Below are 24,323 nucleotides of genomic sequence, written 5' to 3' on the forward strand. Positions count from 1 at the left end.
CCCCCCCCCCCCCCCCCCCCCCCCCCCCCCCCCCCCCCCCCCCCCCCCCCCCCCCCCCCCCCCCCCCCCCCCCCCCCCCCCCCCCCCCCCCCACGGCCGAACCCGGCCCGGTTGCGGTTACCAGATCTCGTTGACCCACTCGGGGTGGTCGATGAACGGGTTCCGGTTGTGCTGGTACTTGTCGAATATCACCTGGTTGCGGCGCTGCTCGAAGGCGGACGGCGGGTCCTGCCGGCTCCACTCCTTCAGGACCGAGAGCCGGCCGAGGTACGGCTGGCTGCCGTTGTCGACCTTGTCGTTGGGCTCCAGGTCCGGGAAGCCGTCCTCGCCGTCGTAGCGGACGGCCATGTAGAGGATCATGCGGGCGACATCGCCCTTGTCCGCGTCGCGGGGCTCGAAGGAGTCGCCGTCGGTGTAGTTGCCCGGCGCCTCGCCGACCTCCGTACCGCCGTTGTCGAAGTCCTTGTTCCCGCGGGTGCTGTTGACGGACACATCCGCCGGCCGCAGATGGTGGATGTCGGTTCCGGGGCCGGTGTCGGTGCCGAAGTCGCCGTGCGACTTCGCCCAGACGTGCTCGCGGTTCCAGTCGTCCGGATTGCTGCCGTTGGAGTTCTTGCTCTGGGACTTTCCGGTGTACAGCTGAATGACGTTCGCGCTGTTTGCCGGGTCCTCGTCGGTGTCCTTCAGGGCGTCCCAGACCTGGGAATAGGTCAGCTTTCCGGTCTGGGTCTCGCTGATGATCCGGTGCAGCGCGCCCTTGAGCTCCTGGCCGGTCTTGCCCATGGCGTCGTCGTAGTACGTGTCGTCATAGGCGGTGACGGAACCGCGCGGTGCGGCCGGGGTGGCCGTCGCACCGGCCGGGATCTGCACGGCCACCGCCACCATGACGGTGGTGGCGGCGATGGCCAGCACGCGGCCACGGCGAATTATGTGGGTCTTGTCCACGAAGGGTGTCCTCTCCCCGAATTGTGGTACCGGGCCGTGAAATGTGTGGGGCACGACCGGCACCGGCCGTTGGGAATACGGCCACTTGGAAGCCTTCCATCGCGGTAATCACCACAGTGTGAACACCAGGGGAGAGTTGTGTGTCCGACCCGTGGCAATCACCGAATTCCCCCCGAAAGGTCGGCGGAATTCATCGGTCCGCCGTCAGGACCGCGCCGCGCAGGCCTCCTTCGGCTCGACAGCGGACACCTGGACCTGCGGCGCGGGGGCTCCCGCCAGGGCCGTCGGCACCGTGCCGGGACGGCGGCGCAGGTCGGGCAGCAGTGTGACGATCCCGACGGCGGCCAGTGCGGCACCGAGCCACAACGGAGCACGCAGCCCGAAGGAGTCGATCGCCAGACCGCCGACCGAGGAACCCACGATGACGCCGAGGGTGATGAAGGACGAATGCACGGTATTCACCAACGGCCGGGCGTTTCCGGTGCGTTGCACACGCGTGGCCATCGCCGGATTCATCGTGACACCGACCAGGCCGATTCCCATCAACAGCGCCACCGCCGGTACGGCGAGATGAGCCAGCAGCGCGAACCCGGCCAGAAAGAGGAAATTCAGCACCAGACCGGCGAGCTGGACACCGACCGTGAACCGGTCCGCCAGTCGCCCCACGACGGTATTGCCGATGACGGTGGCGGCGCCGTATCCGATGAGCAGCAGCGGCACGGTTCCGGTACGGAATCCCGTGACCTCCGTCAGAATGGGATTGGCATAGCTGAACGCGGAGAAGGTCGCACCGATGATGAGCGTGCTGGTGGAGAACACCAGCCACAGCCGGGGATTTCTGAAGACGACCAGCTCTTCCCGGACGTTCCCTCCGCCCTCGGCGCGCCCCAGCCGGGGAACTCCGGCGAGTGTGGCGAGCGCGGCCGGCACCGCGATCCCGGAAATGACCCAGAACGCCACCCGCCAGCCGAAGCGTTCGCCGACGACCGTCGACAGCGGCAGCCCCAGCAGGGTGCCGAGCATCAGCCCGTTCATCAGCACCGCGATGGCGCGGCCGCGGACCTCCGGCAAGGTCAGCTGGACACAGATCGACATCGCGACGCCGAAGAACGCCTGCGAGGCGACCCCGGTGACGATCCGCGCCACCAGCATCACCCCGTAGTCCGGCGCGAGGGCGGCGAGCACATTGCCCGCCAGGAATATTCCGAACAGCACCATCAGCGCGAGCTTCTGACGCAGCCTCACCACGGCGACGGTGAGGAACGGCCCACCGGCCGCCATGGCCACCGCGAAGGCGGTGATGAGATAGCCGATCTGCGGCACGCCCACCCCCAGCCCGTCCGCCATCTGCGGCATCAGCCCGGCCACCACGAACTCACTGGTCACCATGGCGAAGATCCCGACGGCCAGCACATACACGGCACGCGGCACGGCCCGACCTCCCTTTCCCATCCGATCGATCCCTACGAGAGCGGGCGAAGGCCCCCGGAACTCCGGGCGGCCACACGTGCAGGGGGCGGCACGGCACGCCACGACAGCCCCACCTCGCCCGCTTCGAGGACGATACAGCATTTTGGATCGAACGTTCCAAAACCGCGTCGAGCGAGTGCCCGTCCCTACCCCCATCGGGTGAAGCCGCGCCCTTCTCGCAACCGAAGGCGCATCGGACGGCCTCAGAAGAACCGACGCGTCGCTCACCGGAACCGCCCGGTTCTCTCCCGGAACCGCCCCCCGCTCCCCCGGAACTGGCGCGCCCTTCGCCGAACCCCCGAGCCCTTGTGAACCTGCCGAACCCTTTCGGACCGCACTGGAGGCCCCGATGTCGCCCTACCGCCCCGCTTCCCCGCCGTACGGCGCGACACCGGACTACGCCCTCGCTCCCCCGCGCGCCGAGGACCGCCTCGACACCCGTGCGCTGCCCCTGGACCTCCTCATGCCGCCGCCCCGCCCGGAGGACCGGGTGCCCGCCCTGCCGTCGCACCCCGATGACCTGCCGCTCCCTCCCCCGCGCCCCGAGGAGCGGCTGCAGGCGCCGGTGGCGCTGCCCGACCGCCGGCGGCTGGACCTCCAGGCGGCGCTCACCGCGGCCGGGGTCGCACCGGCGGCCGGGGACCAGGCCGCGGTGGCGGAGCTGGCCGGGCTGAGCGACGCCGCGGTGCAGGCCGTCATCGGCTGGATCGAGGCCGCGGCGCGGGCGTCCTGGCCGCGGCCGCACGCGGTCTGAGCCGCCCCGGTCAGCGCAGGCCGGGCAGGGTGCGCAGCTCGGCGACCCTCAGGGCGCGGGCCAGGCCCAAAAAGATCAGGGCCATCGTCAGCCCCCCGGCGGCCAGGGCCAGGACGGGGGTCCAGCCCTCCGGGACCGGGACCCCGGAGCAGGACCGGGCCGCGAGCCAGCCGGCCGCTCCGGCCGCGGCGGCGGCCCCGGTCAGCTTGCCGTACGTACGGCACAGGCGCCGGCCGTCGAGCCGTCCGGCGAGCCGCCGGCGCAGCAGCCGCGCGGTGACCAGCAGCCCGATTCCGTACGCGACGGTGTAGGCGGCGGCCATCCCGGTGACCGACCAGCGGGCGGGCAGCAGCAGGTAGCAGGCGGTGGCCAGGGCGATGTTCACGGCGCTGGTCCAAAAGGCCATCCAGAACGGCGTACGGGTGTCCTCGAAGGCGTAGAAGCCGCGCAGCAGCAGGTACTGGGCGGAGAAGGGGATCAGGCCGAGGCCGAAGGCCTGGAGCATGTGTCCGGCGGGCGCGGCCGAGGCGGCGTCCACGGTGCCGTGCGCGAACAGCAGTTGGGCGGTCTGCGGGCCGAAGACCAGGAAGAAGAACGCCGCCGGAACGATGAGGACGCCACTGACCCGCAGTGCGCGGGAGAGGTCGCCGCGCAGGTCGTCCAGGCGGCCTTCGGTGACCGCGCGACTCATCCGCGGCAGCAGCGCGGTCACCAGCGAGACGGTGACGATCGACTGCGGCAGCATCCAGATGCCCTGGGCGTAGTTGTAGGCGGTGTACCCCGCACCCGCGGTGGGCAGTTGCTGGTCGACGGCGCCCGCGTAGTGCGTGACGACGGTCATCGCGACCAGGTTGGCGAGGACGAACAGCAGGGTCCAGCGGGCGGCCGCGATGCTCTTGCGCAGGCCGCTGCCGCGCCAGTCGAAGCGCGGCCGGAAGCGGAAGCCGGCGGCCCGTACGAACGGGATCAGCGCCAGGCCCTGGAGGGCGATACCGCCCGTGGTGACGATGCCCAGCAGGTCGATCTGGCCGGGGGTGATGTCCTCGATCCGGTCGGGTCCGGCCAGCAGGCCGAGGTAGACGCCGAACATCGCGATCAGCACGATGTTGTTGAGCACCGGCGTCCACATCATCGCGCCGAACCGGCCGCGGGCGTTGAGCACTTGGCCGAAGATGAAGAAGAGCCCGTAGAAGAAGATCTGCGGGAGGAGGAAGCGGGCGAAGACCACGGTGAGTTCGAAGGCGGCGTGGGTCCGGGGCGTGTCGTCGGTGTAGACGGAGACGATCTGCGGGGCGGCCCAGACCGACAGCAGGGCGCCGATCGCGAGCACGCTCAGGACGAGGGTCACCAGCCGCTGTTCGTAGGCGCGGCCGCCGTCCGCGTGCTCGGCCCTGGCGCGTACCAGCTGCGGCACCAGCACGGAGTTCAGCGCGCCGCCGATGAGCAGGGTGTAGATGCTCATCGGGACGACGTTGGCGGTGTTGTACGTGGTGGCGAGCAGGCCGGTGCCGAGCGCGGCCGCCTGCAGCACCGTCCGGATCAGCCCCGTGGCGCGGGAGACCACCGTCCCCATGGCCATCAGGAGCGACGAGCGCGCCACCCCGTTCCCGGTGCGCTGCCCGCCGCTGTCGTCGCCCCGGTCGCCGTCCGTGCCGGATATCCGCCCACCCGGCGCTCGCAGCTGCCGGGTGTCGTCCGATGTCCCGTCGATCATGAGGGTCAATCTATGCCGCTGCGGGCAGCGGACGGGCCCGGTCGGGGTCGAGCAGCGGCGCGTGCAGCTCGCCGTGGCGTTCGCGGCGGGGGGCGATCTCGCTGAAGAGGAAGCTGAGTTGCTCCGGTGCGGTGCAGTCGGCGATCTCGTCCCAGGTGACGGGCGTGGAGACGGTGGGGGTGGCGCGGGCGCGCAGGGTGTAGGCGACGGCGGTGGTCTTGGCGGCGGCGTTCTGGGAGAAGTCGATGAAGACCTTCCCCGGGCGTAGTGACCTGGTCATCTTGTCCACGACGAGGTCCGGCAGGGCCCGCGCGGCCTCGGCGGCGAGCCGCTTGGCGTAGGCGGTGGTCCGCGCGGAGGGGGTGGGCTCGATGGGCGCGATGAGGTGCAGGCCCTTGGAGCCGCTCGTCTTGGCGAAGGCCTCCAGGCCGTCGGCGGCCAGCCGCTCGCGCAGCCACTGTGCCGCGGCGCAGCACTCCACGATGGTGGCCGGTGCGCCGGGGTCCAGATCGACGACGAGGCGGTCGGCGATGCCCGGCGCCCGGCTCGTCCACTGCGGTGTGTGCAGCTCGACGACCAGGTTCGCGGCCCAGACCAGCGCGGGGAGGTCCTGCAGCAGGACCTGGGGGGTGGGCTCGGAGGTCGAATGGGGGACCTCGCAGGTCTGCACCCAGGTGGGGGTGCCGGGCGGGACGTTCTTGGTGAAGAAGCGCTGGCCGTCCGGCCCGTCGGGGTAGCGCAGGAAGGACAGCGGCCGGTCGTGGAGGTGCGGGAGCAGGGCGTCGGCGGTGGTGGTGCAGTAGTGCAGCACCTCGCCCTTGGTGGTGCCGGTCTCGGGATAGAGGACCTTGTCCAGGTTGGTCAGCGAGAGGCGTCGCCCCTCCACGATGGTGATCGGCGACATACGATGAGAATCCCACACAAGGGATGAGATATGCGTTCTATCTGGAATGGGTCGATATCGTTCGGGCTGGTCACCATCCCCGTGAAGACGTACAGCGCCACCGACCGCACGTCCTCGGTCTCCTTCGTGCGCATCCACGAGAAGGACGGCGCTCCGGTCCAGTACCGGAAGATCTGCGAGCTGGACGGCGAGGAGGTCCCGAACGAGGAGGTCGGCAAGGGCTATCAGCCGCCCGGCGACGACACCGTCGTGCCGATCACCGACGACGACCTCTCCCAGCTGCCGATGCCGACCGCGAAGACGCTGTCGATCCTGTCCTTCGTCGACCCTTCCGAGATCGATCCGCTCCAGATGGACAAGTCCTACTACCTGGGGCCCAACGGGGCGGCCGCCGTCAAGCCGTACACGGTGCTGCGGGAGGCGCTGGAGCACCATCGGAAGGTCGCGATCGGCAAGGTGGCGATGCGGGGGCGGGAGTCGCTGGCGATGCTGCGGGCGCACGACGGCGCGATCGTGATGCACCAGTTGCTGTGGCCGGATCAGATCCGGCCCGCCACCGGTGTCGTACCCGACGAGGTCGAGATCCGCGAGAACGAGCTGACGCTGGCCGAGACCCTGATGGACTCCCTGGGCGCGCTGGACCCGGCCGAACTCCACGACGACTACCGGGAGGCCGTCGAGGAGCTGGTCGCCGCGAAGCTGGAGGGCGCGGAGCCGGTCGTCCCCGCGACGCCGTCCGGCGCCCAGGTCATCGATCTGACCGCGGCCCTGGAGAAGAGCGTGCGGGCCGCGAAGGGGGGCGGAGCGCAGGCCGAGGAGTCGGCGTCCGTGACACCCATACGGGGGCGGAAGGCGGCGAAGAAGCCCGCGGCGAAGAAGCCCGCGGCCGGCGGCACGGACAAGAAGGCCACGACCCGCAAGACGACGGCGAAGAAGACCGCGGCGAAGAGCACCGCGAGGAAGTCCTCCGAGAAGACCACGGCCAAGAAGGCCGCCCCCAAGAAGGCCGCGGCGAAGAAGACCACGGCCAGGAAGTCCGGCTGACCGCCCGCGGCTCGGCCACCGCGCGCCGTGATCGCTCTAGAGTCTGGGTATGGCTTCAGACGAGGGGACCCTCCGCATCGACAGCTGGATCTGGTCCGTACGGCTCACCAAGACCCGCTCGCTGGCCGCGGCGGCCTGTCGCGCGGGGCACGTGCGGGTCAACGGCGAGCGGGTCAAGCCGGCGCACGCCGTACGCAACGGCGACGAGGTCCGGCTGCGGCACGCCGGACGGGAGCGGATCGTGGTGGTCTCCCGGCTGGTGCGCAAGCGGGTGGGCGCGGCCGTCGCCGCCGAGTGCTTCATCGACAACAGTCCGCCGCCCCCGCCGCGCGAGATGACAGCGCCGGCCGCGCATCGCGACCGCGGCGCCGGGCGCCCCACCAAGCGCGAGCGCCGCGAGACCGACCAGCTGCGGGGCCGCTGAGCCGGGCCGGCGGGGCGAGGCTGTCTACGCGGGCGGCAGCGCGTCCAGATAGACCCACTCGCCGCTCTCGCGGACGAACCGGCTGTGCTCGTACTGGCTGTCGGCGTGCCCGTGCAGGCTGAAGTGCGCGCGGAACTCCACGGTGCCTTCGGCATGGAAGGCGGTGCCGCCGGTCGCGCCGAGGATCTCCAGCCCGGTCCAGCGCTGCGCCGGTTCGAGGTCCAGGGCCGCGGGGCGGGTCGTCGGGTGCCAGGTGCGCAGCAGATAGCCGGTGTCACCGACGGCGAAGGCGCTGTAGCGCGAGCGCATCAGCCGCTCCGCGGTGGGGGCGGTGGCGCGTCCCTGGTGGAAGGCGCCGCAGCAGTCGCGGTAGCTCTCGGCCCGTCCGCAGGGGCAGGGCGCATCGGGGGTGACGGCCGCCGGGCGGCGCGGCGGGGGCGACGGCCTCTTGGGCGGCTTGTTCTTCGGCTTCGACACCCGACGATTGTGCCGGTCGGCGGAGGCGGATCGCGACACGCCGGGGACACGCCGGGGCGACACGCCCCGGAGCTGCGCCCAAATAGGGAATTTCAACGATAAATCACCCATTCGCAGCTTTTGGGGGCTTGATACGGGCTGTGAGGCTGGAAGAACTCATGGTGACCGTCCCCACCACCCAGGAGAGAACCCCCCATGATTCTGTCCATTTCCGGCGTCGTCCTGCTCGGTGTCATCGTTTTCCTCTTCTTCCGCAAAGACGGACTCAAGCTGTCCCACGCGCTCGTCTCCGCGCTCTTCGGGTTCTATCTCGCGAGCTCCGCCATCGCGCCGAGTATCAAGGCCGGCGGGGCGAGCCTGGCGAGCCTCCTCGGGGGGATCAAGCTCTAGGGAGATGCCTCCCCGATCTCCTCCGCCGGCTCCACTCCACGGGTCCCGCCCGAACGGACCGCACCAGCTCCCGTCCGGGCGGCACCGCGTTCCGCACACCCCGGCTCGCCGCCCACGCCGAGCCGCCAAGACCACCGCACGAGCAACAGGAGAAGATGTGGCCCGGCGTCCTCTGCCCCGCATCCTGACCGACCGCGCACCGCTCGCCCGTATGGCCAACAGCGCATCGCTCGCCCGCAGTCGCGAACTGGCCCGCACCGCCGCCGACAGCGCCTCCGACGTGTTCCATCCGCTGATCACCATCGGCCGGGGGCTGCGCCGGCTGGCGACGGCCGGCCGGGGACGCTGGACCGAGACGCCCAAGGAGAGTCGCGGTCCGCTGCTGTGCTTCGTCGGCGCGTGCGTGCTGGTGGTCGCCTTGGTGCCGTACGGGCCGCTGCTCGCCCTGATCGCGGCCATGGGGGCGGGCGCCTGGGCGGGGCGGGAGCGCACCACCGTGGAGACCGGTCCCAGCGAGGCGGAGACGGAGCGGCTGCGGGCGCTGTACGAGGCTCTGGTGCCCTACCTCTGCGCCGAGGGTGATCCCAGTCCCCTGTACGCGCACGACGGCGACTGGAAGCAGGTCTTCGACGAGTACGCCTTCGACGACACGGGGCGCCTGGAGCGGCTGCGGCTGAAGTACCCGGCGTACTTCACCGACGGTGAGGACCGGTCCCGGGCCCGCATCGAGCAGGTGCTGTACGCCAAGGCGGGCCGCGGCCGGGAGTACCACTTCGTCTGGGACGAGCTGGCCAATCAGCTCACCGTGACCGTCCTGGCGGCGCTGCCCGCCGATATCGCCGCACAGCGCTTCGTCACCTCTCCGGGCGAGACGGTGCTCGGCTTCACCGACCCGGACTCCGTGCAGCGGACCCTGCCGGTCGCCGCCGGCAAGGAGCGGCGCGACGCCGCGCCGGTGGTCTGGCGCACCGGGCCGCGCTCCGCCGAGCCGCATCTGCTCGCCCTGGGGCAGCCGGCGACCGGCACCACCACGCTGCTGCGCTCGATCGCGCTGCAGGCACTGCAGCACGGCGACGTGCTGGTCGTCGACGGCACCGGCACCGGCGAGTTCGGGTGCCTGGTCGGGCACCCCGGCGTGCTGGGGGTGGAGAGCGGGCTGTCGGGGGCCCTGACGAGGCTGGAGTGGGCCTCCCACGAGACCGAGCGGCGGCTGGTCGTCGCGAACCGGGCGCGGCAGGCCGGCCGGCCCGCGCCGGACGACACCCGGCGACCGCTGTGGATCATCGTCGACCGTTTGACGGCACTCACCCATATCGCGGCCGCGGAGGGCCGGGACGACCCTCAGCGATGGCTGCAGGTGCCGCTGCGGCACGGCCGGGCGGCCCATGTCACGGTGGTGGTGGCCGACCAGTTCGACGGCGCCGATCTGCTGAGCGATCCGGTGCGGGCGCACACCAAGGCGCGGGTGGTGCTCGGCCCCGCCTCGGTGGACGAGGTACGGACGGTCCTCGGGGCGCCGCCGCACACCACGCCGACGGCGCAGGTACCGCCGGGACGCGGCTATGCGCGGCTGGGGACCGCTCCCGTCCTGCGGCTGCAGGTGCCGGCCACGCCCGATCCGTTCGACGACGCGACGAGCGAGGCGCACCGGCAGGCCGTTCTGGCGCTGCTGCCGGAGCGTGCGGCTCCGGCCGGCGCGGAGGCCGACACCACGGCGGCGGTGGGCGCGGCGGACGGCCGGGCCGCGGCGGGCGATCCGGCGCCGGACGCGGAGCCGGCCGGGCCCGCCGCCGAGCCGGTCCGTGCGGCCGCGCGGGTGTCGATCGTCAAGGGCGGCGAGTCCCGTACGGTCAAGAGCGGCTCGGTGGAGGCCCTGCGCGCGGAGCGGTGAGAGCCCGGCTCCGGCGCTCCCCGCGCACCGTCAGGCGACGAAGTGTTGCCGCAGCTCGGCTTCCACCGGGGCGCCCGTCGCGACCAGCCGCGCCGCACCGGCCAGTCGGGCCGCCGCCTCGTCGGCGACCGCGCCGCTGACCGTGAACGGCAGCCGTACGAAGCCCTCGAAGGCGCCGTCCACACCGAACCGGGGGCCGGAGGGCACCCGCACCCCGAGCCGCTCCCCCGCCTCGGCGATCCGGGAGCCGGAGAGCCCGCCGGTACGCGCCCACAGGGTCAGACCGCCGCGCGGCACGCTGAACTCCCAGTCGGGCAGGTGCCGCTGGAGGGCGGCCACGATCGCATCGCGGTTCTCACGGGCCTGGTCCCGGCGGATGTCGATGGCCTGCTCCCATCCGCCGCTCTCCAGCAGCGAGGCGATGGCGAGCTGTTCGAGGACCGGTGAGCCCAGGTCGGAGTAGGCGCGGGCGGCGACCAGGCTGCGGATGATGTCGGGGGCGGCGCGCACCCAGCCGATCCGCATCCCGGCCCAGAACGCCTTGCTCGCCGAGCCGACGGTGATCACCGCGCTGCCGGCGGGGTCGAACGCGCAGACCGGCCGGGGAACCTCGGTGTCCTCGTCGAGTCGGAGCTCGGTCATGGTCTCGTCGACGACGAGCAGCGTGCCGGCCGAGCGGGCGGCGTCGACGAGGCGGCGGCGCTGGTCCTCGGTGGCGAGGGTGCCGGTGGGGTTGTGGAAGTCGGCGACGACATACGCCATCCGGGGCGCGGCGTCCCGCATCACCTGGCGCCAGGCGGGAATGTCCCAGCCGGCCAGCCGCTCCCCGAGGGCGACCGGGACCAGCCGGGCGCCGGCGTCCCGCATCAGCTGGAGGATGTTGGCGTACGAGGGCGAGTCGACGGCCACCCGCTCGCCGGGGCTGGTACACAGCCGGCAGATCGCGGCCACCGCGCCCATCGCGCCCGTGGTCACCATGATCTGTTCGGGCATCGTGGGGATGCCGCGGGCGGTGTAGCGGTCGGCGAGGGCCTGGCGCAGCACCGGCAGGCCGGCCGGGTAGTCGCCGTGGGTGTGGGCGTACAGCGGCAGGTCGGCCATGGCGCCCTGGACGGCGCGGGTGAGCCAGGGCTCGGGGGCGGGAAGGGCGGCGCAGCCGAGGTCGATCATGGAGCCGGCGGCCTCCGGGGGCAGCGGTTCCAGGCCGCGGGTGGGCAGCGGATTGCCGGCCGGGACGGCGGTCCAACTGCCGGAGCCGCGCCGGGACTCCAGGAACCCTTCGGCGCGCAGCGCTTCGTAGGCGGCGGCGACGGTGGTGCGGCTGACACCGAAGGCCGCGGCCAGCTCGCGTTCGGCGGGCAGCCGGGCGGCGACCGGCACCCGGCCTTCGAGCACGAGCAGGCGTACGCCGTCGGCGAGGCCGCGGTAGGCGGGCAACTTGCGTCCGCCGACGGCGAGTTCGGCGGCTCGCGGGTCCTGCGACCGGAGCAGCCGGGCGAGTTGGGGCGCACCTACCGCTGAAGTCCACTGAGCCATGAAGATCAGTCCACCTTCCCCGAATTGGCTCTACTTCCCGAGCACGGACATGCCACATGGTGTCATGCATCGGTCCAATCCTGCCAGGAGGGGGAATTTTCGTGTCCATGACGAGGGGATCCGGCCCACGGAGGGGCCTGCTGGCACGTCGGCTGATCCAGCTCTACACGGGCCTGACGCTGTACGGCGTGAGCATGGGACTGATGGTCCGCGCCGACCTGGGCCTGGAGCCGTGGAGCGTGCTCAACCAGGGCATATCCCGTCACACGGGACTCTCGATCGGCACGGTCACCATCGTCTCGGGCGCCCTGATCCTGCTGCTGTGGATCCCGCTGCGCCAGCGCCCCGGCCTGGGCACGGTGTCGAACGTGGTGATCCTCGGGCTCGTCATGGACGCGACGATGGCGTGGGTGCCCGAGCTGCCCTCGTACGCCGCCCGCATCCCGCTGCTGGCGTTCGCCGTCCTCCTCAACGGCGCCGCGACCGGTCTGTACATCTCCGCCCGTTTCGGCCCGGGGCCGCGCGACGGGCTGATGACCGGGCTGCACCAGCGGACCGGACGCCCGGTGCGGCTGGTGCGGACCTGCATCGAGGTGACGGTGCTCGCGGTCGGCTTCCTGCTCGGCGGCTCCGTCGGCGCCGGCACCGTGGTCTACGCGCTGGCCATCGGACCGCTGGCGCAGCTGTTTCTGCGGCTCTTCGCGATCAAGGGGCTGCCCGAGGCCCCGTCGCGGGTGGTGGCCCGCGCCAGGACTTCACCCGAGCGCGCGATACTGCCGGAGTGACCCCCGCGATACGCCTCCGCCACGCCTACCTCGACCACCCCGCGCCGCTCCCCTTCGCCCACCGGGGCGGGTCCGCGGACGGCCTGGAGAACACCGCCGCCGCCTTCCGCCGCGCGGTCGACCTGGGCTACCGCTATCTGGAGACCGATGTGCACGCCACCTCGGACGGAAAGCTGGTCGCCTTCCACGACCCGACGCTCGACCGCGTCACCGACACCCGCGGCGCGATCGGGCAGCTGCCCTGGCGGGCGGTGCGCCGGGCCCGGGTCGCCGGCCGGGAGCCGCTGCCTTTGTTCGAGGAATTGCTGGAGGAGTTCCCCGAAGCACGCTGGAACGTCGACCTCAAGGCGGAGGCCGCGCTGTCCCCGCTGCTGGACCTGCTGCGCCGCACCGACGCCTGGGACCGGGTGTGCGTCGGGTCGTTCTCGGAGGCCCGGGTGGCACGCGCGCAGCGCCTGGCCGGCGCACGGATGGCCAGCTCCCTCGGCACCCGCGGCGTGGCCGGCCTGCGGCTGCGCTCCTACGGCCGTGGGGGGCTGCCGCTCGACCGGCTGCTGGGCGCGGCGGTGCGGCGCAGCGCGGTCTGCGTCCAGGTCCCCGAGCGGCAGTCCGGCATCCCGGTGGTCGATCCAAGGTTCCTGCGCACCGCGCACGCACTGGGCATGCAGGTCCACGTCTGGACGATCAATGACGCGGACCGGATGGCGGCCCTGCTGGATCTCGGCGTGGACGGCATCATGACCGACGACATCGAAACCCTGCGCACGGTGCTGACCGAGCGGGGTTGCTGGACCTAGGGCCTGTCCGATGGGTCATGGCCGGGTCCGCGGCGGCCCCGCACCGACCGCAGCGAAAGCGCCTGCCTGGTGCGTCATGCTGTGATCGTCTGTGAGATGGTGCATGACCGACTTACCGAAGGCTGCTTACGGGAGCCCGAAGGGACCTCGGCGGGTGGGAGCCGTGATCGCTACCACCTGCCGGTCCCTGGGCGTAATCCTTGGCAGCGTTGATGTCTCATCGAAAGGGTGTAACAAATGGCTAGGGCCACCGCACGTCACATCTTGGTCGCCAGCGAGGACAAGGCGTCGGAGCTGAAGGCACAGATCGAGGCCGGAGCGGACTTCGCCGAGCTCGCCAAGCAGCACTCCACGTGCCCCTCGGGGCGCCAGGGTGGTGACCTCGGGTCGTTCGGGCCGGGACAGATGGTCAAGGAATTCGACACGGTCGTCTTCTCCGCCCCGGTCGGCACGATCCAGGGTCCCGTGAAGACCCAGTTCGGGTTTCACCTCCTCGAGGTCACCAGCCGAGAGAACTGAGGCGAGGCGCCGGGCTGCGTCGTTGAGGCGCGGCCCGGTTCCGCCCGACAGGGCGACCGCATAGCCTCGCGGCGGTCCCGGTCGATGGGTGAGTGAGTTTCCCCGTCAGCAGATCGGAGCGACTCAGTTGCACCTCCCGCTACCGCTGTAGCAGGGTGCATGGCCCGTGCTCGGGACGGGCGAGGGGTCCGGGTGGCTCCGGTCGTAGTCGTGCTGCGCCAGCATGAACAGCACAGCCACCGCTCCGGCGGCCAGGAGCTGCGACAGCACCGTCCACGGCGCGCGGAACAGCGCCGCGAGCCCGGCACATACGACCACGGCGACGAAGAAGTGCTGCATCCAGGCGAGTTGCGCAAGCTGCACCGCATCGATCCGCGCCTGCTCCCCCTGCGCGGCCCACACCTCCATGCCGTACCCGAAACCGGCCAGCAGGAAGACCGCAGCTTCCACGACGAACAACGCAATGCCGATACCCACGTCCCGCGCACGAGGCGTCCTGCGCGACCAGGGCCGGCCACGCCGGGGCGAAGGTTCGGGGAGTGCGCACGTCATGGCCACATCTTGACGCGCAGTCAGGAGGCGCGCATGAGTACGCGTACTCATGCGGCGCGGTCGGCTCGTGACCTGTACCCGTAGGCCTCTTTCGTACAGGAGGCCGGGACGCCGTCCGCACCTTCGTAGCTTCTGCCGATACGACGACCTTCCGCGGTTCGTAGAGACTGCCAGCCAGAGGCCACGGCGCGTCCCGGAGTCGGGGGCCGCGGCCAAGGACATGACGAAACACGGGGAGGACGGCACGATGAGCGTGCAGCAGTACGACGAGATCGGTGAGGCGTACGAGGGCTTCAAGTCCCTGCCGCTGGAACGGTACGCGGCGGTTCCCGCGTTCCTGGCCCTGGTCGGGGACGTGCGCGGCAAGTCGGTCCTCGACCTGGCCTCCGGCACCGGGTTCTACAGCAGGGAGTTCAAGCGGCGCGGCGCCGCCGAGGTGCTCGGAATCGACATCTCCGGCGAAATGATCGCCGTGGCACAGAAGTTGGAGGAGCACGATCCGCTGGGTGTGCGCTACGAGGTGGGCGATGCCGCCGAACTGCGACCCCTCCAGCAGCGCTTCGACGTGGCCGTGGGGGTCCACCTGCTCAACTACGCGGAGGACGTCGCCACCACGGAGCGGATGTGCCGCAACGTGCACCGGAGCCTGAAGCCCGGCGCCGAGTTCTTCGTGGTCAACCAGTCCCCCGACTTCCGGTTCGACGGGCCGTCCCCGGAGAAGTACGGCTTCCGCAGCGAGCTGACCGGCGAGGAGGCCGAGACGGGGCCGCGAGTGCGGACCACGGCGCTGCTCGACGGCAACCCGGTCAGTTTCGTCTCGACCCGGCCGCGCCGCGAGGTCCACGAAGAGTCTCTGCGGGCGGCCGGGTTCAGCGAGGTGACCTGGGTCCCGATGGAGGTGTCCGACGCCGGCGTGCGCGAGTTCGGCGCGGACTTCTGGGCGGACTTCCGCGCCAACCCCCCACTGGAGATGCTGCGCTGCCGAGCCTGACGACCGACCCGCGCCTGACGAGACTCGTCCCCGGTCGGTGCGCGCGCGGTCAGAACCAGTGCAGGCAGCGCGGGGAGCGCTGGGCGCGGAAGAGGACGTCGGCGAGGGCGGCCGCGCCCGGGCGGTGGGCTCGGCTGTGTCCGGCACGTACGAGGGGGCTCGGGGCCGCGCCGCCGAGGTAGACCGAGCCCAGGTCGCTCACGTGCAGGGACAGGTCGGGTTCCCGGTCCGTGGGGACGTCGGCGTCGCCCGTCCGCGCGTGATGCCCCGTCACACTGCAGCGTTGGCCGGCGACCAGGTCAAACGGTTTACGGCGGGACCTACGGCCTGATCGACGCAGCGCGGCCGCCGCCCGGTGTCGCGCCACCCGCCGACCATCCGCACCCCTCGTAAACCCTTCGCAAACGGTTCACCAAGTCGGTAAATGCGCTTTGCGTGGCACTGGACATAGATGTTGATCTTGGTGTGCACACATCGGACAGGGGCGCATGTGTCCTCTTCCGACGGATATGAACAGGAAGGCAATGACTTTATGCGTATGACGGCCCGTCAGCGTACTGGTATAGCAACGGGTTTGGCGGCCGCGGCCGCCCTCCTCGCCGCTGCGCCGAGCGCCACCGCCGCGGCGCCCTCAGGGCAGACGCTGGACAAGGTCCTGGCCACCTCCGGCAAGACCACCACCTTCGCTCGCGACACCGCGTGGACGTTCTCCCATCTGAAGGGGGACCACCACCTCGCCTCCGACAAGGACGGCAGCGTGTCGATCGAGGACGGCAAGGGCGTCAAGCTCCTCACCATGTCGCCGAAGCCCGTCAAGGACACGGACGGGCACCTCCACACGGTGACGTGGAAGGTCCGGGGCAACACCCTCTACCAGCACGTTGACACCCCGAACGCCACCCTCAAGGGGGCCGTTGTCCCCACTGTGACGGCCTACGGATTCTGGGACTGGGCCAAGTGCGTGGGGAAGAAGAGCCTGGATACGGCTGAGCTCGGCGGCGTTGCCGGCTGTGTCGCCGATCTGGAGACCGGCTGTGCCCCGGGTGCCGCCGTGGGTGGCTTCGGCGGGGCCGTGGCCGGCGTCGTCCAGGGCGCCCATAAGTGCTGAGCGACTCAGCGGAAGTGAGGATGTGGGGATGCTTCAAGGTGATGTGGCGATGAAGCGGAAGGAACCGCGTCCGCCGAACGGCCGGCTGTTCTTCTCAGGCGCGGTCGCTGTGGCCATCTGCGTGGGAACGGTCCTCAAGGCGTCCTTGTCGGGTTGGGTTTCGACCGTGGCGGGGTTCGCCGGCGCCGTCGCTGTCGCTCTGGTGGCCCGCCTGTGGCATCGGCAGGCGGACCTGAGATACCGAAGGGCCCGCAGTCTCACGGAAGACCGGGACGACACCGACAACGCCACGTCGTAACTCCGCGGCAGATTCCGCCAGTTCGTCCCCTGTCCTGCGGTGCCCGCCGCCGCGCGCAGCAGGCACCGCCGGACAGGGGCTCTCCGCGGTGCGCGGGATGTCCGGCAGCCTGGGGAACCCCGTGTCACGGGGGGAGGCCAGCGGGCTGGCGCCGTGCGCGTCGGGCACCGTGCACAGGCGCACGTAGACGCTCAACAGACGCTTGACGCCGATCACGCCGCGGCCTTCGCCTGGGCGACGGCGGCCGCCGCGAGGCCCAGGATGAGGGGGTGCGGGCGGGTGCCGTCGCCGGCGAGTTCCGGCTGGAAGAGGGTGGCGAGGAAGAACGGGTGCTCCGGCAGCTCGGCGATCCGCACCTCGCCGTCGGTGTCGGTGCCGGTGAACCGCAGCCCGTGGGTGCCCAGCAGCTGAACATGGTGGGGGCTGGCGCCGAAGTTGCAGTGGTAGCGCTCGATGGATCGCTCGGCGCCGATGAGCGTTTCGGCGCGGGAGCCTGCGGTCAGCTCGATCGTGCCCTCGTGACCGACCAGGGAGCACGCAAGCGGTACCACCACGGCGTCGGCCGCCGACGTGTCGGGCGCGTTCTCCGCGTGACCGGCCGTGGCCAGCCCGGCCACGTTGCGGGCGTATTCGAGCAGGACGTGCTGGAAGCCGGCGCAGGTGCCGAGCAGGGGGATGCGGTCCTCGCGGGCGGTGCGGATGGCCGCGAGCGCGCCGGCCTCGCTGCGGTAGGGGCTGCCGGGCAGCACCCAGATCGCATCGAACCCGGTCAGGGTCGTGTGGTCGGCGACGTCCTGGGTGGGGATCCAGTAGGCGTCCAGGTCCAGGCCGTCACGCTCGCGCAGCGCGTCGAGCAGGCCCGGGACACGGGTGTGGGAACGGACGTGGGGCGAGCGGTCGCCGACCAGGGCGACGCGGGCGGTGTGTGTCATGCGGTCATCCTGAGCCGCCCCCCTGCATCACGTCCAACGATGATTCCTGGATCCGGTATCAGCAATACTGATACTCATGGATCCGCAGCAGCTGCGTACGCTCGTCGCCGTGGTCGACCACCGCTCCTTCTCCGCCGCCGCCCAGGCCCTCGGCTACACCCAGTCCGCGGTCTCGCAGCACATCGCGAGCCTGGAGAACGATCTGCAGGCGCCGCTGCTCACCCGCCGCCCGGTGGCGCCGACCCCAGCGGGCGAGCGACTGCTGGAGCACGCCCGCCCGCTGCTGCTGCGCCTGGACGCGGCGCGCGCCGACATCGCGCGCCTGCGGCAGGTGCAACCGGGGCGACTCGCGGTGGCCTGCACGCCGGGCGCGCTGACGCCCGCCGCCGCGCTCACGCTGGTACGCGCCCGCACCGACGCCCCTCAGCTCGCGGCCTCGGTGCGGGTGTGCGGCAGCACCGAAGCGGTCCAAGCCGTGCTGACCGGCGCGGCGGACCTGGCGCTGGTCGACGGCGCGGTGGCACCCAGCGACCCGCTGCCGCTGCCCGACGCCGGCCCCCTGGCCGCCTTCCCCGTCAGCGAGGAACCGCTCGCGGTACTGCTGCCCGCCACCCACCCGCTCGCCGGACGCCCGGCGCTGCGGCTGGCCGACCTCGCCGCCGCCCGCTGGATCGACGCCCCCGACGCCGCCGTACCCCTGGCCCAACTCCGCGCCGCCGCCCAGTCCGACGGCTTCGGCCACCAACTCACCTACACCGGAACCGACATCCGCGGACTGTCCGTCCTGGTGGCCGCCGGAGCCGGCCTCACCACCGCCGCCCTGCCCGTAGCCGGAGACCTCCCCGGCATCGCGGCCGTACCGATCACCGAGCCCCGCATCGTCCACCGCACCGAGCTCCTGCACCCCCGCACACCCACCACCCAGGCCGCCGAACTCATCGACACCTTGCGGCCCACGCAGTGATCGCAGCGGAGCCGGCACGCACCAGGTCCGGCCCGCCCCCACCATGGACGGCGCGGAGCGCAACAACCCTTCACAGGTAGGACTGCGGGTGCCATTCGAAGAGCAGGATGGTGGCGTCGTCCCGCAGGTCGTTGTGCTGGTAGTCGAGGATGGCGTGGCTGAGCAGCCGCAGTACCTCGGCCGGGCGCTGGCCGACGGCGGAGGCGCGGATGATGAAGTCCGTGAACCGGTCGAGGCCGAACTCGACGCCGTTCTCGTCGCGCGCGTCGACCACACCGTCGGTGTAGAGCAGGACACGGTCGCCCGGTTCGAGTGTGGTCTCGTGGACCTGCCGGGCGGCCGAGGCGAGTTCGAGGTGCAGGCCGATCGGCGGCTGCGGGGGGCTGTCCAGCGCTCCCTCGAACACCCGCTCGTCACGGATCAGCAGCGGTGGTGGGTGACCGCAGTTGATCCAGTGCAACTGCCCGGTTTTGGCGTCGAGCCGGCACACCACGCCGGTGCAGAAGTGGTCGGGCAGCCACTGGGCGAGCGCGCGGTCGACGTTGCCGACGAGGTCGGGCAGGTCGGCGCCGCTGCGGCGGGCGTTGCGCGCACCGGCCATGGCCACCGAGGTGGTCAGACCGGAGGACAGATCGTGGCCCATGGCGTCGAGGATCATGGTGTGCAGCACGTGCTTGATCACCGCGTGGTCGAAGGCGTCGCCGCCGGCGTCGTACGCCGGCTCCAGCACCGCGGTCGAGACGCACTGCTTGCTGCCGATGGTGCGGGGCGGCAGGAAGGCCCGCAGCATCTCGGCGGGCAGCTGCATGGTCGCGGTGCGGGTGCGAGCGGCGATCCAGTCGCTGTAGGCGCGCTTGGAGGTGACGACCATCGCGAGCAGATCGGCCAGCATCCGACTGCGGCGCATCCGCGGCCCGTCCAGTGTGGCGGTCCGCACCGCCAGCACCCCCAGCCGCTCCGCACCGTCGATCAGCGGTACCCAGACGACCAGGCCGTCACCGTTGTCCGTCACCCGCGGGGATACCGTGCGGTACGCCCAGCCGGCCTGCGAGGCGTCCACCGGCAGCGACTCCAGGGACTCGTCGAGCGGGACGAGCAGCCATTGCTGCAGGTCGACGAGGTAGATCAGCACTGTGTTCAGGCCGAGGGCGGCGGCACACCGGTCCGCCAGTGCGGACAGATCCACCGGGAGAACGCTCTGCGTCTCGGTGATCAGCTCTTCCAGCAGACGCTCGTCGACGGCGGCGCCGGGCTCGGCGGGCGCCCATGGGTCCGGCACAGGGATCACCCCTTCCCCACCCAGTTTCACACCGATCACGGCACCCCTCACCTGCGCGGCACCCACCCGAGCCGGGCCACGACCACGTCGACGACCAGGGGTTCCTGTTCAGGCGAGGTCCCGGACCGCCTCGCGGTCCAAGGCCTCCACACCGGCTACCTGCCCGGGCCGCGAGGGTGCCACGACGCGGCCGTCTTCGTGGGCTCAGAGATGGGTCTCTTGAACGCGGCGGTGCGCCGTAGCGTTGAACGCGGCGATGCGCCGGTACGTTGAACCCGGCGGCGCCCCGTAGCGCGATCACGTCAAGATCACACACCCCTGCCGCTCCAGTCGGGTCAGCACGGGCAGAGCAGGATCGATGTCGTTCCACCGCAGATCCAGCTTCTCCAGCGAGGGCATCTGTGCGAGCCAGTCCGGCAGGCAACTGAGCCGATTGCTCCGTAGATCGATCTGCCGCAGTAGCGGAAGGCTCGCCAAGGACTCGGGCAGCTCCGCGACGGCGTTCTCCCGAAGGTCCAGGTGACGCAGTTCGTGGAGTTCAGCAGCCGACGGCGGCAGGCACTCGATGGCGTTTCCACGCAGCCAGAGCTCACGCAGGTTGCGGAGCCGGCCGATCGATCCGGGCAACGTGGTCAGTCCGTTGTGCTGTGCTCTCAGCTCGATCAGGCCCGCCATCCCCTCGATGGTGTCGGGCAGGGCTGCCAGCCGGTTTTCGCCGACGTTGAGGTAGCGCAGTCGCGCCAAGTGCCCCAGAGTCGGCGGAAGCCGGGACAGGCGGTTGTCGTGCAAGTAGAGGCAGTCGGTGAGCCCTGACAGCTCCCCCAGTTCGTCCGGCACCGACGTGAGCGCGTTGTGGCCCAGGTCCAGGGTCCTGAGCCGATCCAGCTTTCCGATCTCCGGCGAGAGGGAAGTGAGCCCGTTGTTCGCGAGGATCAGCACGCGGAGTTCGGTTCGTTGCCAGACCGACTCGGGCACCTTTCCGAGATCCTGACGCCATAGGTTCAGCGCGTTCCTCACAGCCGTCGCCCCTTTCGTCAGCGGTGCCGGACGCCATTCTCGTCCGTGCGCTGTCTGCGCGCTTCAAGGGAGGCGAGCCGCTTGCGGCGCAGTCGTCCATGCAGGTCGACCGGCGGCACACGGGCTGCCCGCCGTCCTGCACAGCCCGGGACAGGGTGACCGGATCGGCTGCGGTCAATGGCCCCACCATCGTCTCGCAAACCCTCGCGCGCGGCCTCACCGGGGCCCGGAAAGACGCCGGTGAATCCGGGCGTACCCTGCGGACATGATCGAGCGAAGAGCACTTCTGCAGCGCATACGCGTGTGGCTGGTCGTCTTCATCATCTGTCTGGTGCTGAGCGGGCTCACGGCCTTTCCCCTCGTCACCGAGTTGCACCTCGTCCATGATGCGCTGACGTCCTGGGCGGGGCCTGTTGCGGATGCCCTTCCGGGGCTCATGGAGTGGATCGAACGAGTCCGCGACGGCCTCGACGCCACCGACGCCCGGTACCCCTTCGTGCTGTACGGCACCGACTGGCTGGCCTTCGCCCACCTCGTCATCGCCGTCGCCTTCTACGGGCCCTACCGCGATCCGGTACGCAACATCTGGGTCGTCGAGTTCGGCATGATCGCCTGCGCGGGGATCATCCCGCTCGCGCTCGTCTGCGGCCCGATCCGGGGGATCCCTCTTTGGTGGTCGGTCATCGACATGTCGTTCGGCGTGTTCGGTGTGATCCCGTTGCTGGTCGTTCGCCGCATGATCAAGCGCCTGGAGGCGCTGGAGAGCACTCCCGCCGAGGAGCCCGTCCCCGCTTGACGACGAGGACTTGCCGGCAGTTCGCCCTCGACCACTACCACCGCACCACCCGCCCCGGCGCACCCGCCGGGGCCGCCGCGCTCGCCGACGACAGCATCGCCTTGCCACCAGTTCACCTTGCGGTTCCGGTCGCCGCGCGACGGGCCCTGCTCTGCCCGGGTGCCCCCTGCATCATCGCTATTTCATCGGGATTTCAGTGCCTCCCACGACAGTGGACCGGAGCGCAGCCGGCGACGATCCTCCGCGACCTGGACGGCATCATCGCCCGGCTCCGTAAGGCGTAGCCGGGGCCGACGGGGGCCCGGTGCGGCGTCGGGGGCGGTGTTCGCCCCTGGCCGCACGTTCCACCGGATCCGCGTGGAGCGTGTGGGGTTCCGATGAGTGATGGCCAGTCAGGGGGAGTGCGGGAAATGGGTATGGCGGACACGTCCGGCGCGTCACCGCCGGAGTCGGCGGTGAGCGACACCGAAGGCGGGGAGGGGGGTCCCGGCCGGGTACTGGTCCGGCTGGTCCTGGCGGGCGGGCTGGTCGGTGCGGTGCTGCTGACGGCGTCCCTGGTCGTCGGCCTCACGAGTGCTCCCACGATGAGCGTCCCACGGCTGCCGAAGATGCCCTCGTTGCCGACGGATCCCGGCTCGATGCCGACGGGGTTCCCCACGGACCTGCCCACGGGCCTGCCGAGTCTGCCCCCGATGCCGACGTCAAGGCCGTCGGGTCCCGGCTCGATGCCCACGGACTTTCCCACGGGCTTCCCCACGGGCCTGCCCACCGACCTGCCCACGAACCTACCGAGCCTGCCTCCCCTGCCGACCGATCTGACGGGAGGCGGCTCGTGAAGGGCCTCGTTTCCTTGCCGCTGCGGGACGACCGACTGGCGCACACCCGGGCGTTGATGATCGCTCGGATCGCGATCGTCCTGTATCTCGTCGAGTTGCTGTTGAACATGACCCGCCCGCGGGTGCTGCCCGACGAACCGGCCTTGTCGATCTTCTACGAACTGCCCCCGGGCCTCGGCAAGATGCCCGGCTTCGCGGGCTCGCTCGACCGGCTGCTGTCCATGCCGCGCGCCGTCTTCTGGTGCACGCTGGCGGGCATCGTGGCGGGGGTGGTCGTCCAGATCGCGGCGGCCGTCCTACGCCGATCCGAACGGCGCTCGGTGGCGCTGACCTGGCTGACGCTGGGGTGCCTGCTGTTGCCGTTCGGTCTGTTGTCGGTGGTGGTGGTCGTCGAGTACTTCCCGCTGGTGCTCGCCTGTGTGCCCAGTACGGCCCTCGTCCTGCTCCTGCTGCGCGGCGGGGTGCGGTTCGCCCGGGTCCCGCTGGCCGCACTGCTGGCCGCGTTCGCCTGGGGCGCGTTGATCGTGTTCGGACTGGGCCGCGCCTACAGCGGGCTCGCGTTCGGCACCCTCTTCGGCTACCTGGGAAAGTCCTCCCCCACCGACATCGGCCGTCTCATGGAGAACCAGTTCCGCACCATCGACCTGCTGATCGTGCACCTCAGCATCGTGGACGTACTCGCCGTCGCGGGCGGCGTCACCTTGCTCTTCCTGTTGTTCCGCCACCGTGTCACCGATGCCGTGAGCGGCCTGGTCCTCGGCGCCGCCGTCGGGCTCGGCTTCAACTTCGTGGAGAGCGCCCTGTACATGAAGATCTACGGCTCGCTGGGCGGCATGCTCGGGTCGACCGGCGGCTTCGAGTACTGGATCCGGCAGTCGATCGGCCTGCTCGGCGGGCCGGTGGCCTACGGCGCGCTGCTGGGGGCCGGGCTCGGCGTCGCAGCCCGGGCACGGCGGCGCGGGCTCATCGCGACGGCCGCCGTGGTCGGGGCGATCGGCGGGGCCACGGCCTCCGAGCTCCTGTCGGGGTGGCTGTCCGGGCTCGTCCGCGACCACGTCGAGGTCGGCAGCGCGCTCGACGTCCTGGTGGTCTCCCCGTTCCTGTGGCTGCTCCCCCAACTGCCCCTGATCGCCCTGGCCCTCGCACTGCTGGTCCGTGGTCTACGGGCGCGCGCACCCGCACTGCGGGCGGCCGTGGCGGAGGAGGTCGCAGCCGGCCCGGCCATCACCCAGGCGGAGGTTCCGGTCCTGACCTCGCCCGCGCTGCGGCTCTGGGCGGTGGTGGGCGCCTGGCGCTGGCGCGGCTGGCGAGCGGCCCGCGCGCTGCACCGCCTGCACTCCGTCCAGTTGGACCTGGCCGGCCACCACGTGCACAACGATCCCACAGACACCGCTCACGCCGACGAGTTGCGCGCACGGATCGCGCGGCTCAAGGGCGTGCCCCCGGAGGTAACCCCATGAACGGTCTCAGAACTGCCTGGCGGACGGCCGTCAGCGCCACCGCCCTGGCCGGAACGGTCCTGCTCCTGACCCCGCAGCAGGCCTCGGCCTGCACGGTCGGGATCGGCTACAAGCCGTCGTTCGACATCCGCGACCTAAGCCACCCCAAGACGTGCTCGACGGGCGCCTCGCTCGGCGGCGCCGGCGCGGTCGCCGCTCTGGTCCCCGGCGCCCTCGTCGCGGCGAGCTGGTGCGCCCATCGGAAGGCCGAGAAGGGCTTCGGCACGCCCTCGGAGAACGGCAGCACCGGCCCGAGCCGGGCCCTGATCGGCTACCTGGACGCCGCGGGCGTCGCGGTGGGCCGCCGGCCGGACGGCTCGACGGAGCCGGTCGCCGGATCCCCGCGCCGCACCGAGCAGGAAGCGGGGGGGCACGGTGCGGACCGATCGCTCTAGCCGCGC

The 24,323-nt window shown here is 71.4% G+C and carries 26 protein-coding genes and 1 pseudogene; 16 read left to right on the top strand and 11 right to left on the bottom strand.

Going from position 1 to position 24,323, the window contains the following annotated elements; all coding sequences use genetic code 11:
- Positions 1-117: 117 nt before the first annotated feature.
- On the bottom strand, positions 118-885 hold the full coding sequence (locus tag ACZ5XZ_RS34240) for an endonuclease I family protein (RefSeq protein ID WP_468985564.1): 768 nt from the start codon (positions 883-885) through the stop codon (positions 118-120).
- A gap of 264 nt (positions 886-1,149) precedes the next feature.
- Positions 1,150-2,376 carry an MFS transporter gene (locus ACZ5XZ_RS34245; RefSeq protein ID WP_468985373.1) on the bottom strand — a complete coding sequence of 409 codons (1,227 nt, stop codon included), beginning with the start codon at positions 2,374-2,376 and terminating at the stop codon, positions 1,150-1,152.
- Between the two features lie 388 nt (positions 2,377-2,764).
- Between ACZ5XZ_RS34245 and ACZ5XZ_RS34250 the strand changes: the two genes are divergently transcribed.
- Complete coding sequence (locus ACZ5XZ_RS34250) at positions 2,765-3,169, top strand: hypothetical protein (protein ID WP_468985375.1); 405 nt, start codon at positions 2,765-2,767, stop codon at positions 3,167-3,169.
- Positions 3,170-3,179: 10 nt separating this feature from the next.
- On the opposite strand, the gene murJ is transcribed toward ACZ5XZ_RS34250, so the two are convergent.
- Together murJ and ligD are read right to left on the bottom strand one after the other, a co-directional pair.
- Positions 3,180-4,883, bottom strand: a complete 1,704-nt coding sequence (gene murJ, locus ACZ5XZ_RS34255) for a murein biosynthesis integral membrane protein MurJ (RefSeq protein ID WP_468985378.1) — start codon at positions 4,881-4,883, stop codon at positions 3,180-3,182.
- 10 nt (positions 4,884-4,893) lie between these two features.
- Positions 4,894-5,787, bottom strand: a complete 894-nt coding sequence (gene ligD / locus ACZ5XZ_RS34260; protein ID WP_468985380.1) for a non-homologous end-joining DNA ligase — start codon at positions 5,785-5,787, stop codon at positions 4,894-4,896.
- A gap of 81 nt (positions 5,788-5,868) precedes the next feature.
- Here ligD and ku point away from each other — a divergent pair, with 81 nt between their 5' ends.
- On the top strand, positions 5,869-6,831 hold the full coding sequence (gene ku, locus ACZ5XZ_RS34265) for a non-homologous end joining protein Ku (RefSeq protein ID WP_468985382.1): 963 nt from the start codon (positions 5,869-5,871) through the stop codon (positions 6,829-6,831).
- Between the two features lie 49 nt (positions 6,832-6,880).
- Positions 6,881-7,255 (top strand): RNA-binding S4 domain-containing protein, encoded by a 375-nt coding sequence (locus ACZ5XZ_RS34270; RefSeq protein ID WP_468985384.1) that lies wholly within the window; start codon positions 6,881-6,883, stop codon positions 7,253-7,255.
- Positions 7,256-7,279: 24 nt separating this feature from the next.
- Here ACZ5XZ_RS34270 and ACZ5XZ_RS34275 read toward each other — a convergent pair whose 3' ends face one another.
- A complete protein-coding gene (locus ACZ5XZ_RS34275) occupies positions 7,280-7,732 on the bottom strand; it encodes a YchJ family protein (RefSeq protein WP_468985386.1) in 453 nt (150 codons plus the stop codon).
- 195 nt (positions 7,733-7,927) lie between these two features.
- Here ACZ5XZ_RS34275 and ACZ5XZ_RS34280 point away from each other — a divergent pair, with 195 nt between their 5' ends.
- A complete protein-coding gene (locus ACZ5XZ_RS34280) occupies positions 7,928-8,122 on the top strand; it encodes a hypothetical protein (RefSeq protein ID WP_030412631.1) in 195 nt (64 codons plus the stop codon).
- 157 nt (positions 8,123-8,279) lie between these two features.
- Positions 8,280-10,013 (top strand): hypothetical protein, encoded by a 1,734-nt coding sequence (locus ACZ5XZ_RS34285; RefSeq protein ID WP_468985389.1) that lies wholly within the window; start codon positions 8,280-8,282, stop codon positions 10,011-10,013.
- A 30-nt stretch (positions 10,014-10,043) separates the two neighbouring features.
- Here ACZ5XZ_RS34285 and ACZ5XZ_RS34290 read toward each other — a convergent pair whose 3' ends face one another.
- The gene (locus ACZ5XZ_RS34290) at positions 10,044-11,549 is read right to left on the bottom strand and encodes an SCO1417 family PLP biosynthesis transcription factor (RefSeq protein WP_468985391.1); all 1,506 of its coding nucleotides are present in this window, start codon (positions 11,547-11,549) and stop codon (positions 10,044-10,046) included.
- Positions 11,550-11,656: 107 nt separating this feature from the next.
- Here ACZ5XZ_RS34290 and yczE point away from each other — a divergent pair, with 107 nt between their 5' ends.
- The 3 genes from yczE to ACZ5XZ_RS34305 all read left to right on the top strand — a co-directional run bounded on the left by yczE (position 11,657) and on the right by ACZ5XZ_RS34305 (position 13,650).
- Complete coding sequence (yczE, locus tag ACZ5XZ_RS34295; protein ID WP_468985393.1) at positions 11,657-12,334, top strand: membrane protein YczE; 678 nt, start codon at positions 11,657-11,659, stop codon at positions 12,332-12,334.
- Positions 12,331-13,131, top strand: coding sequence for a glycerophosphodiester phosphodiesterase (locus ACZ5XZ_RS34300; protein WP_468985396.1), 801 nt, complete (start codon positions 12,331-12,333; stop codon positions 13,129-13,131). Before yczE ends, ACZ5XZ_RS34300 begins: the two co-directional genes overlap by 4 nt.
- 237 nt (positions 13,132-13,368) lie before the next feature.
- The gene (locus ACZ5XZ_RS34305; RefSeq protein WP_468985399.1) at positions 13,369-13,650 is read left to right on the top strand and encodes a peptidylprolyl isomerase; all 282 of its coding nucleotides are present in this window, start codon (positions 13,369-13,371) and stop codon (positions 13,648-13,650) included.
- Between the two features lie 123 nt (positions 13,651-13,773).
- On the opposite strand, the gene ACZ5XZ_RS34310 is transcribed toward ACZ5XZ_RS34305, so the two are convergent.
- Entirely contained in the window at positions 13,774-14,424 is a 651-nt protein-coding gene (locus tag ACZ5XZ_RS34310; protein WP_468985402.1) for a DUF6234 family protein, read from the bottom strand.
- Positions 14,425-14,449: 25 nt separating this feature from the next.
- On the opposite strand from ACZ5XZ_RS34310, the gene ACZ5XZ_RS34315 reads away from it, so the two are divergent.
- Positions 14,450-15,193 carry a class I SAM-dependent methyltransferase gene (locus ACZ5XZ_RS34315; RefSeq protein WP_468985566.1) on the top strand — a complete coding sequence of 248 codons (744 nt, stop codon included), beginning with the start codon at positions 14,450-14,452 and terminating at the stop codon, positions 15,191-15,193.
- 49 nt (positions 15,194-15,242) lie between these two features.
- Here ACZ5XZ_RS34315 and ACZ5XZ_RS34320 read toward each other — a convergent pair.
- Positions 15,243-15,449: pseudogene (locus ACZ5XZ_RS34320) on the bottom strand (sterol carrier protein domain-containing protein); the annotation flags it as partial.
- Positions 15,450-15,767: 318 nt separating this feature from the next.
- On the opposite strand from ACZ5XZ_RS34320, the gene ACZ5XZ_RS34325 reads away from it, so the two are divergent.
- Positions 15,768-16,301 carry a hypothetical protein gene (locus ACZ5XZ_RS34325; RefSeq protein WP_468985404.1) on the top strand — a complete coding sequence of 178 codons (534 nt, stop codon included), beginning with the start codon at positions 15,768-15,770 and terminating at the stop codon, positions 16,299-16,301.
- Between the two features lie 510 nt (positions 16,302-16,811).
- Here ACZ5XZ_RS34325 and ACZ5XZ_RS34330 read toward each other — a convergent pair.
- Positions 16,812-17,531, bottom strand: coding sequence for a CTP synthase C-terminal region-related (seleno)protein (locus tag ACZ5XZ_RS34330; protein ID WP_468985407.1), 720 nt, complete (start codon positions 17,529-17,531; stop codon positions 16,812-16,814).
- A 76-nt stretch (positions 17,532-17,607) separates the two neighbouring features.
- On the opposite strand from ACZ5XZ_RS34330, the gene ACZ5XZ_RS34335 reads away from it, so the two are divergent.
- Entirely contained in the window at positions 17,608-18,495 is an 888-nt protein-coding gene (locus ACZ5XZ_RS34335; RefSeq protein WP_468985409.1) for a LysR family transcriptional regulator, read from the top strand.
- 70 nt (positions 18,496-18,565) lie between these two features.
- Here the strand turns inward: ACZ5XZ_RS34335 and ACZ5XZ_RS34340 are convergent, their stop codons facing one another.
- Both ACZ5XZ_RS34340 and ACZ5XZ_RS34345 read right to left on the bottom strand, forming a co-directional pair.
- A complete protein-coding gene (locus ACZ5XZ_RS34340; RefSeq protein ID WP_468985411.1) occupies positions 18,566-19,774 on the bottom strand; it encodes a PP2C family protein-serine/threonine phosphatase in 1,209 nt (402 codons plus the stop codon).
- A gap of 297 nt (positions 19,775-20,071) precedes the next feature.
- Entirely contained in the window at positions 20,072-20,791 is a 720-nt protein-coding gene (locus ACZ5XZ_RS34345; protein ID WP_468985413.1) for a leucine-rich repeat domain-containing protein, read from the bottom strand.
- A 265-nt stretch (positions 20,792-21,056) separates the two neighbouring features.
- On the opposite strand from ACZ5XZ_RS34345, the gene ACZ5XZ_RS34350 reads away from it, so the two are divergent.
- From ACZ5XZ_RS34350 to ACZ5XZ_RS34370, 5 genes are all read left to right on the top strand, one after another.
- The gene (locus ACZ5XZ_RS34350) at positions 21,057-21,587 is read left to right on the top strand and encodes a hypothetical protein (RefSeq protein WP_468985416.1); all 531 of its coding nucleotides are present in this window, start codon (positions 21,057-21,059) and stop codon (positions 21,585-21,587) included.
- Positions 21,584-21,871 (top strand): hypothetical protein, encoded by a 288-nt coding sequence (locus tag ACZ5XZ_RS34355; protein ID WP_468985418.1) that lies wholly within the window; start codon positions 21,584-21,586, stop codon positions 21,869-21,871. The genes ACZ5XZ_RS34350 and ACZ5XZ_RS34355 overlap by 4 nt, the downstream gene beginning before the upstream one ends.
- 132 nt (positions 21,872-22,003) lie before the next feature.
- Positions 22,004-22,423: a hypothetical protein gene (locus tag ACZ5XZ_RS34360; protein ID WP_468985420.1), complete on the top strand. Its 420-nt coding sequence runs from the start codon at positions 22,004-22,006 to the stop codon at positions 22,421-22,423.
- Entirely contained in the window at positions 22,420-23,883 is a 1,464-nt protein-coding gene (locus ACZ5XZ_RS34365) for a PrsW family glutamic-type intramembrane protease (RefSeq protein ID WP_468985422.1), read from the top strand. Before ACZ5XZ_RS34360 ends, ACZ5XZ_RS34365 begins: the two co-directional genes overlap by 4 nt.
- Positions 23,880-24,317 (top strand): hypothetical protein, encoded by a 438-nt coding sequence (locus ACZ5XZ_RS34370; protein ID WP_468985424.1) that lies wholly within the window; start codon positions 23,880-23,882, stop codon positions 24,315-24,317. The genes ACZ5XZ_RS34365 and ACZ5XZ_RS34370 overlap by 4 nt, the downstream gene beginning before the upstream one ends.
- The last annotated feature ends 6 nt before the right edge of the window (positions 24,318-24,323 follow it).

The organism is Streptomyces sp. NPDC033270 (assembly GCF_055576575.1).

Bases quoted from the DNA above. Each gene is read 5' to 3' on its own strand.
- ACZ5XZ_RS34240 (WP_468985564.1), bottom strand. From the start codon at position 885: ATGGTGGCGGTGGCCGTGCAGATCCCGGCCGGTGCGACGGCCACCCCG.
- ACZ5XZ_RS34250 (WP_468985375.1), top strand. From the start codon at position 2,765: ATGTCGCCCTACCGCCCCGCTTCCCCGCCGTACGGCGCGACACCGGAC.
- murJ (WP_468985378.1), bottom strand. From the start codon at position 4,883: ATGATCGACGGGACATCGGACGACACCCGGCAGCTGCGAGCGCCGGGT.
- ligD (WP_468985380.1), bottom strand. From the start codon at position 5,787: ATGTCGCCGATCACCATCGTGGAGGGGCGACGCCTCTCGCTGACCAAC.
- ACZ5XZ_RS34270 (WP_468985384.1), top strand. From the start codon at position 6,881: ATGGCTTCAGACGAGGGGACCCTCCGCATCGACAGCTGGATCTGGTCC.
- ACZ5XZ_RS34280 (WP_030412631.1), top strand. From the start codon at position 7,928: ATGATTCTGTCCATTTCCGGCGTCGTCCTGCTCGGTGTCATCGTTTTC.
- ACZ5XZ_RS34290 (WP_468985391.1), bottom strand. From the start codon at position 11,549: ATGGCTCAGTGGACTTCAGCGGTAGGTGCGCCCCAACTCGCCCGGCTG.
- yczE (WP_468985393.1), top strand. From the start codon at position 11,657: ATGACGAGGGGATCCGGCCCACGGAGGGGCCTGCTGGCACGTCGGCTG.
- ACZ5XZ_RS34305 (WP_468985399.1), top strand. From the start codon at position 13,369: ATGGCTAGGGCCACCGCACGTCACATCTTGGTCGCCAGCGAGGACAAG.
- ACZ5XZ_RS34310 (WP_468985402.1), bottom strand. From the start codon at position 14,424: ATGTCCTTGGCCGCGGCCCCCGACTCCGGGACGCGCCGTGGCCTCTGG.
- ACZ5XZ_RS34315 (WP_468985566.1), top strand. From the start codon at position 14,450: ATGAGCGTGCAGCAGTACGACGAGATCGGTGAGGCGTACGAGGGCTTC.
- ACZ5XZ_RS34330 (WP_468985407.1), bottom strand. From the start codon at position 17,531: ATGACACACACCGCCCGCGTCGCCCTGGTCGGCGACCGCTCGCCCCAC.
- ACZ5XZ_RS34335 (WP_468985409.1), top strand. From the start codon at position 17,608: ATGGATCCGCAGCAGCTGCGTACGCTCGTCGCCGTGGTCGACCACCGC.
- ACZ5XZ_RS34350 (WP_468985416.1), top strand. From the start codon at position 21,057: ATGATCGAGCGAAGAGCACTTCTGCAGCGCATACGCGTGTGGCTGGTC.
- ACZ5XZ_RS34360 (WP_468985420.1), top strand. From the start codon at position 22,004: ATGGCGGACACGTCCGGCGCGTCACCGCCGGAGTCGGCGGTGAGCGAC.
- ACZ5XZ_RS34370 (WP_468985424.1), top strand. From the start codon at position 23,880: ATGAACGGTCTCAGAACTGCCTGGCGGACGGCCGTCAGCGCCACCGCC.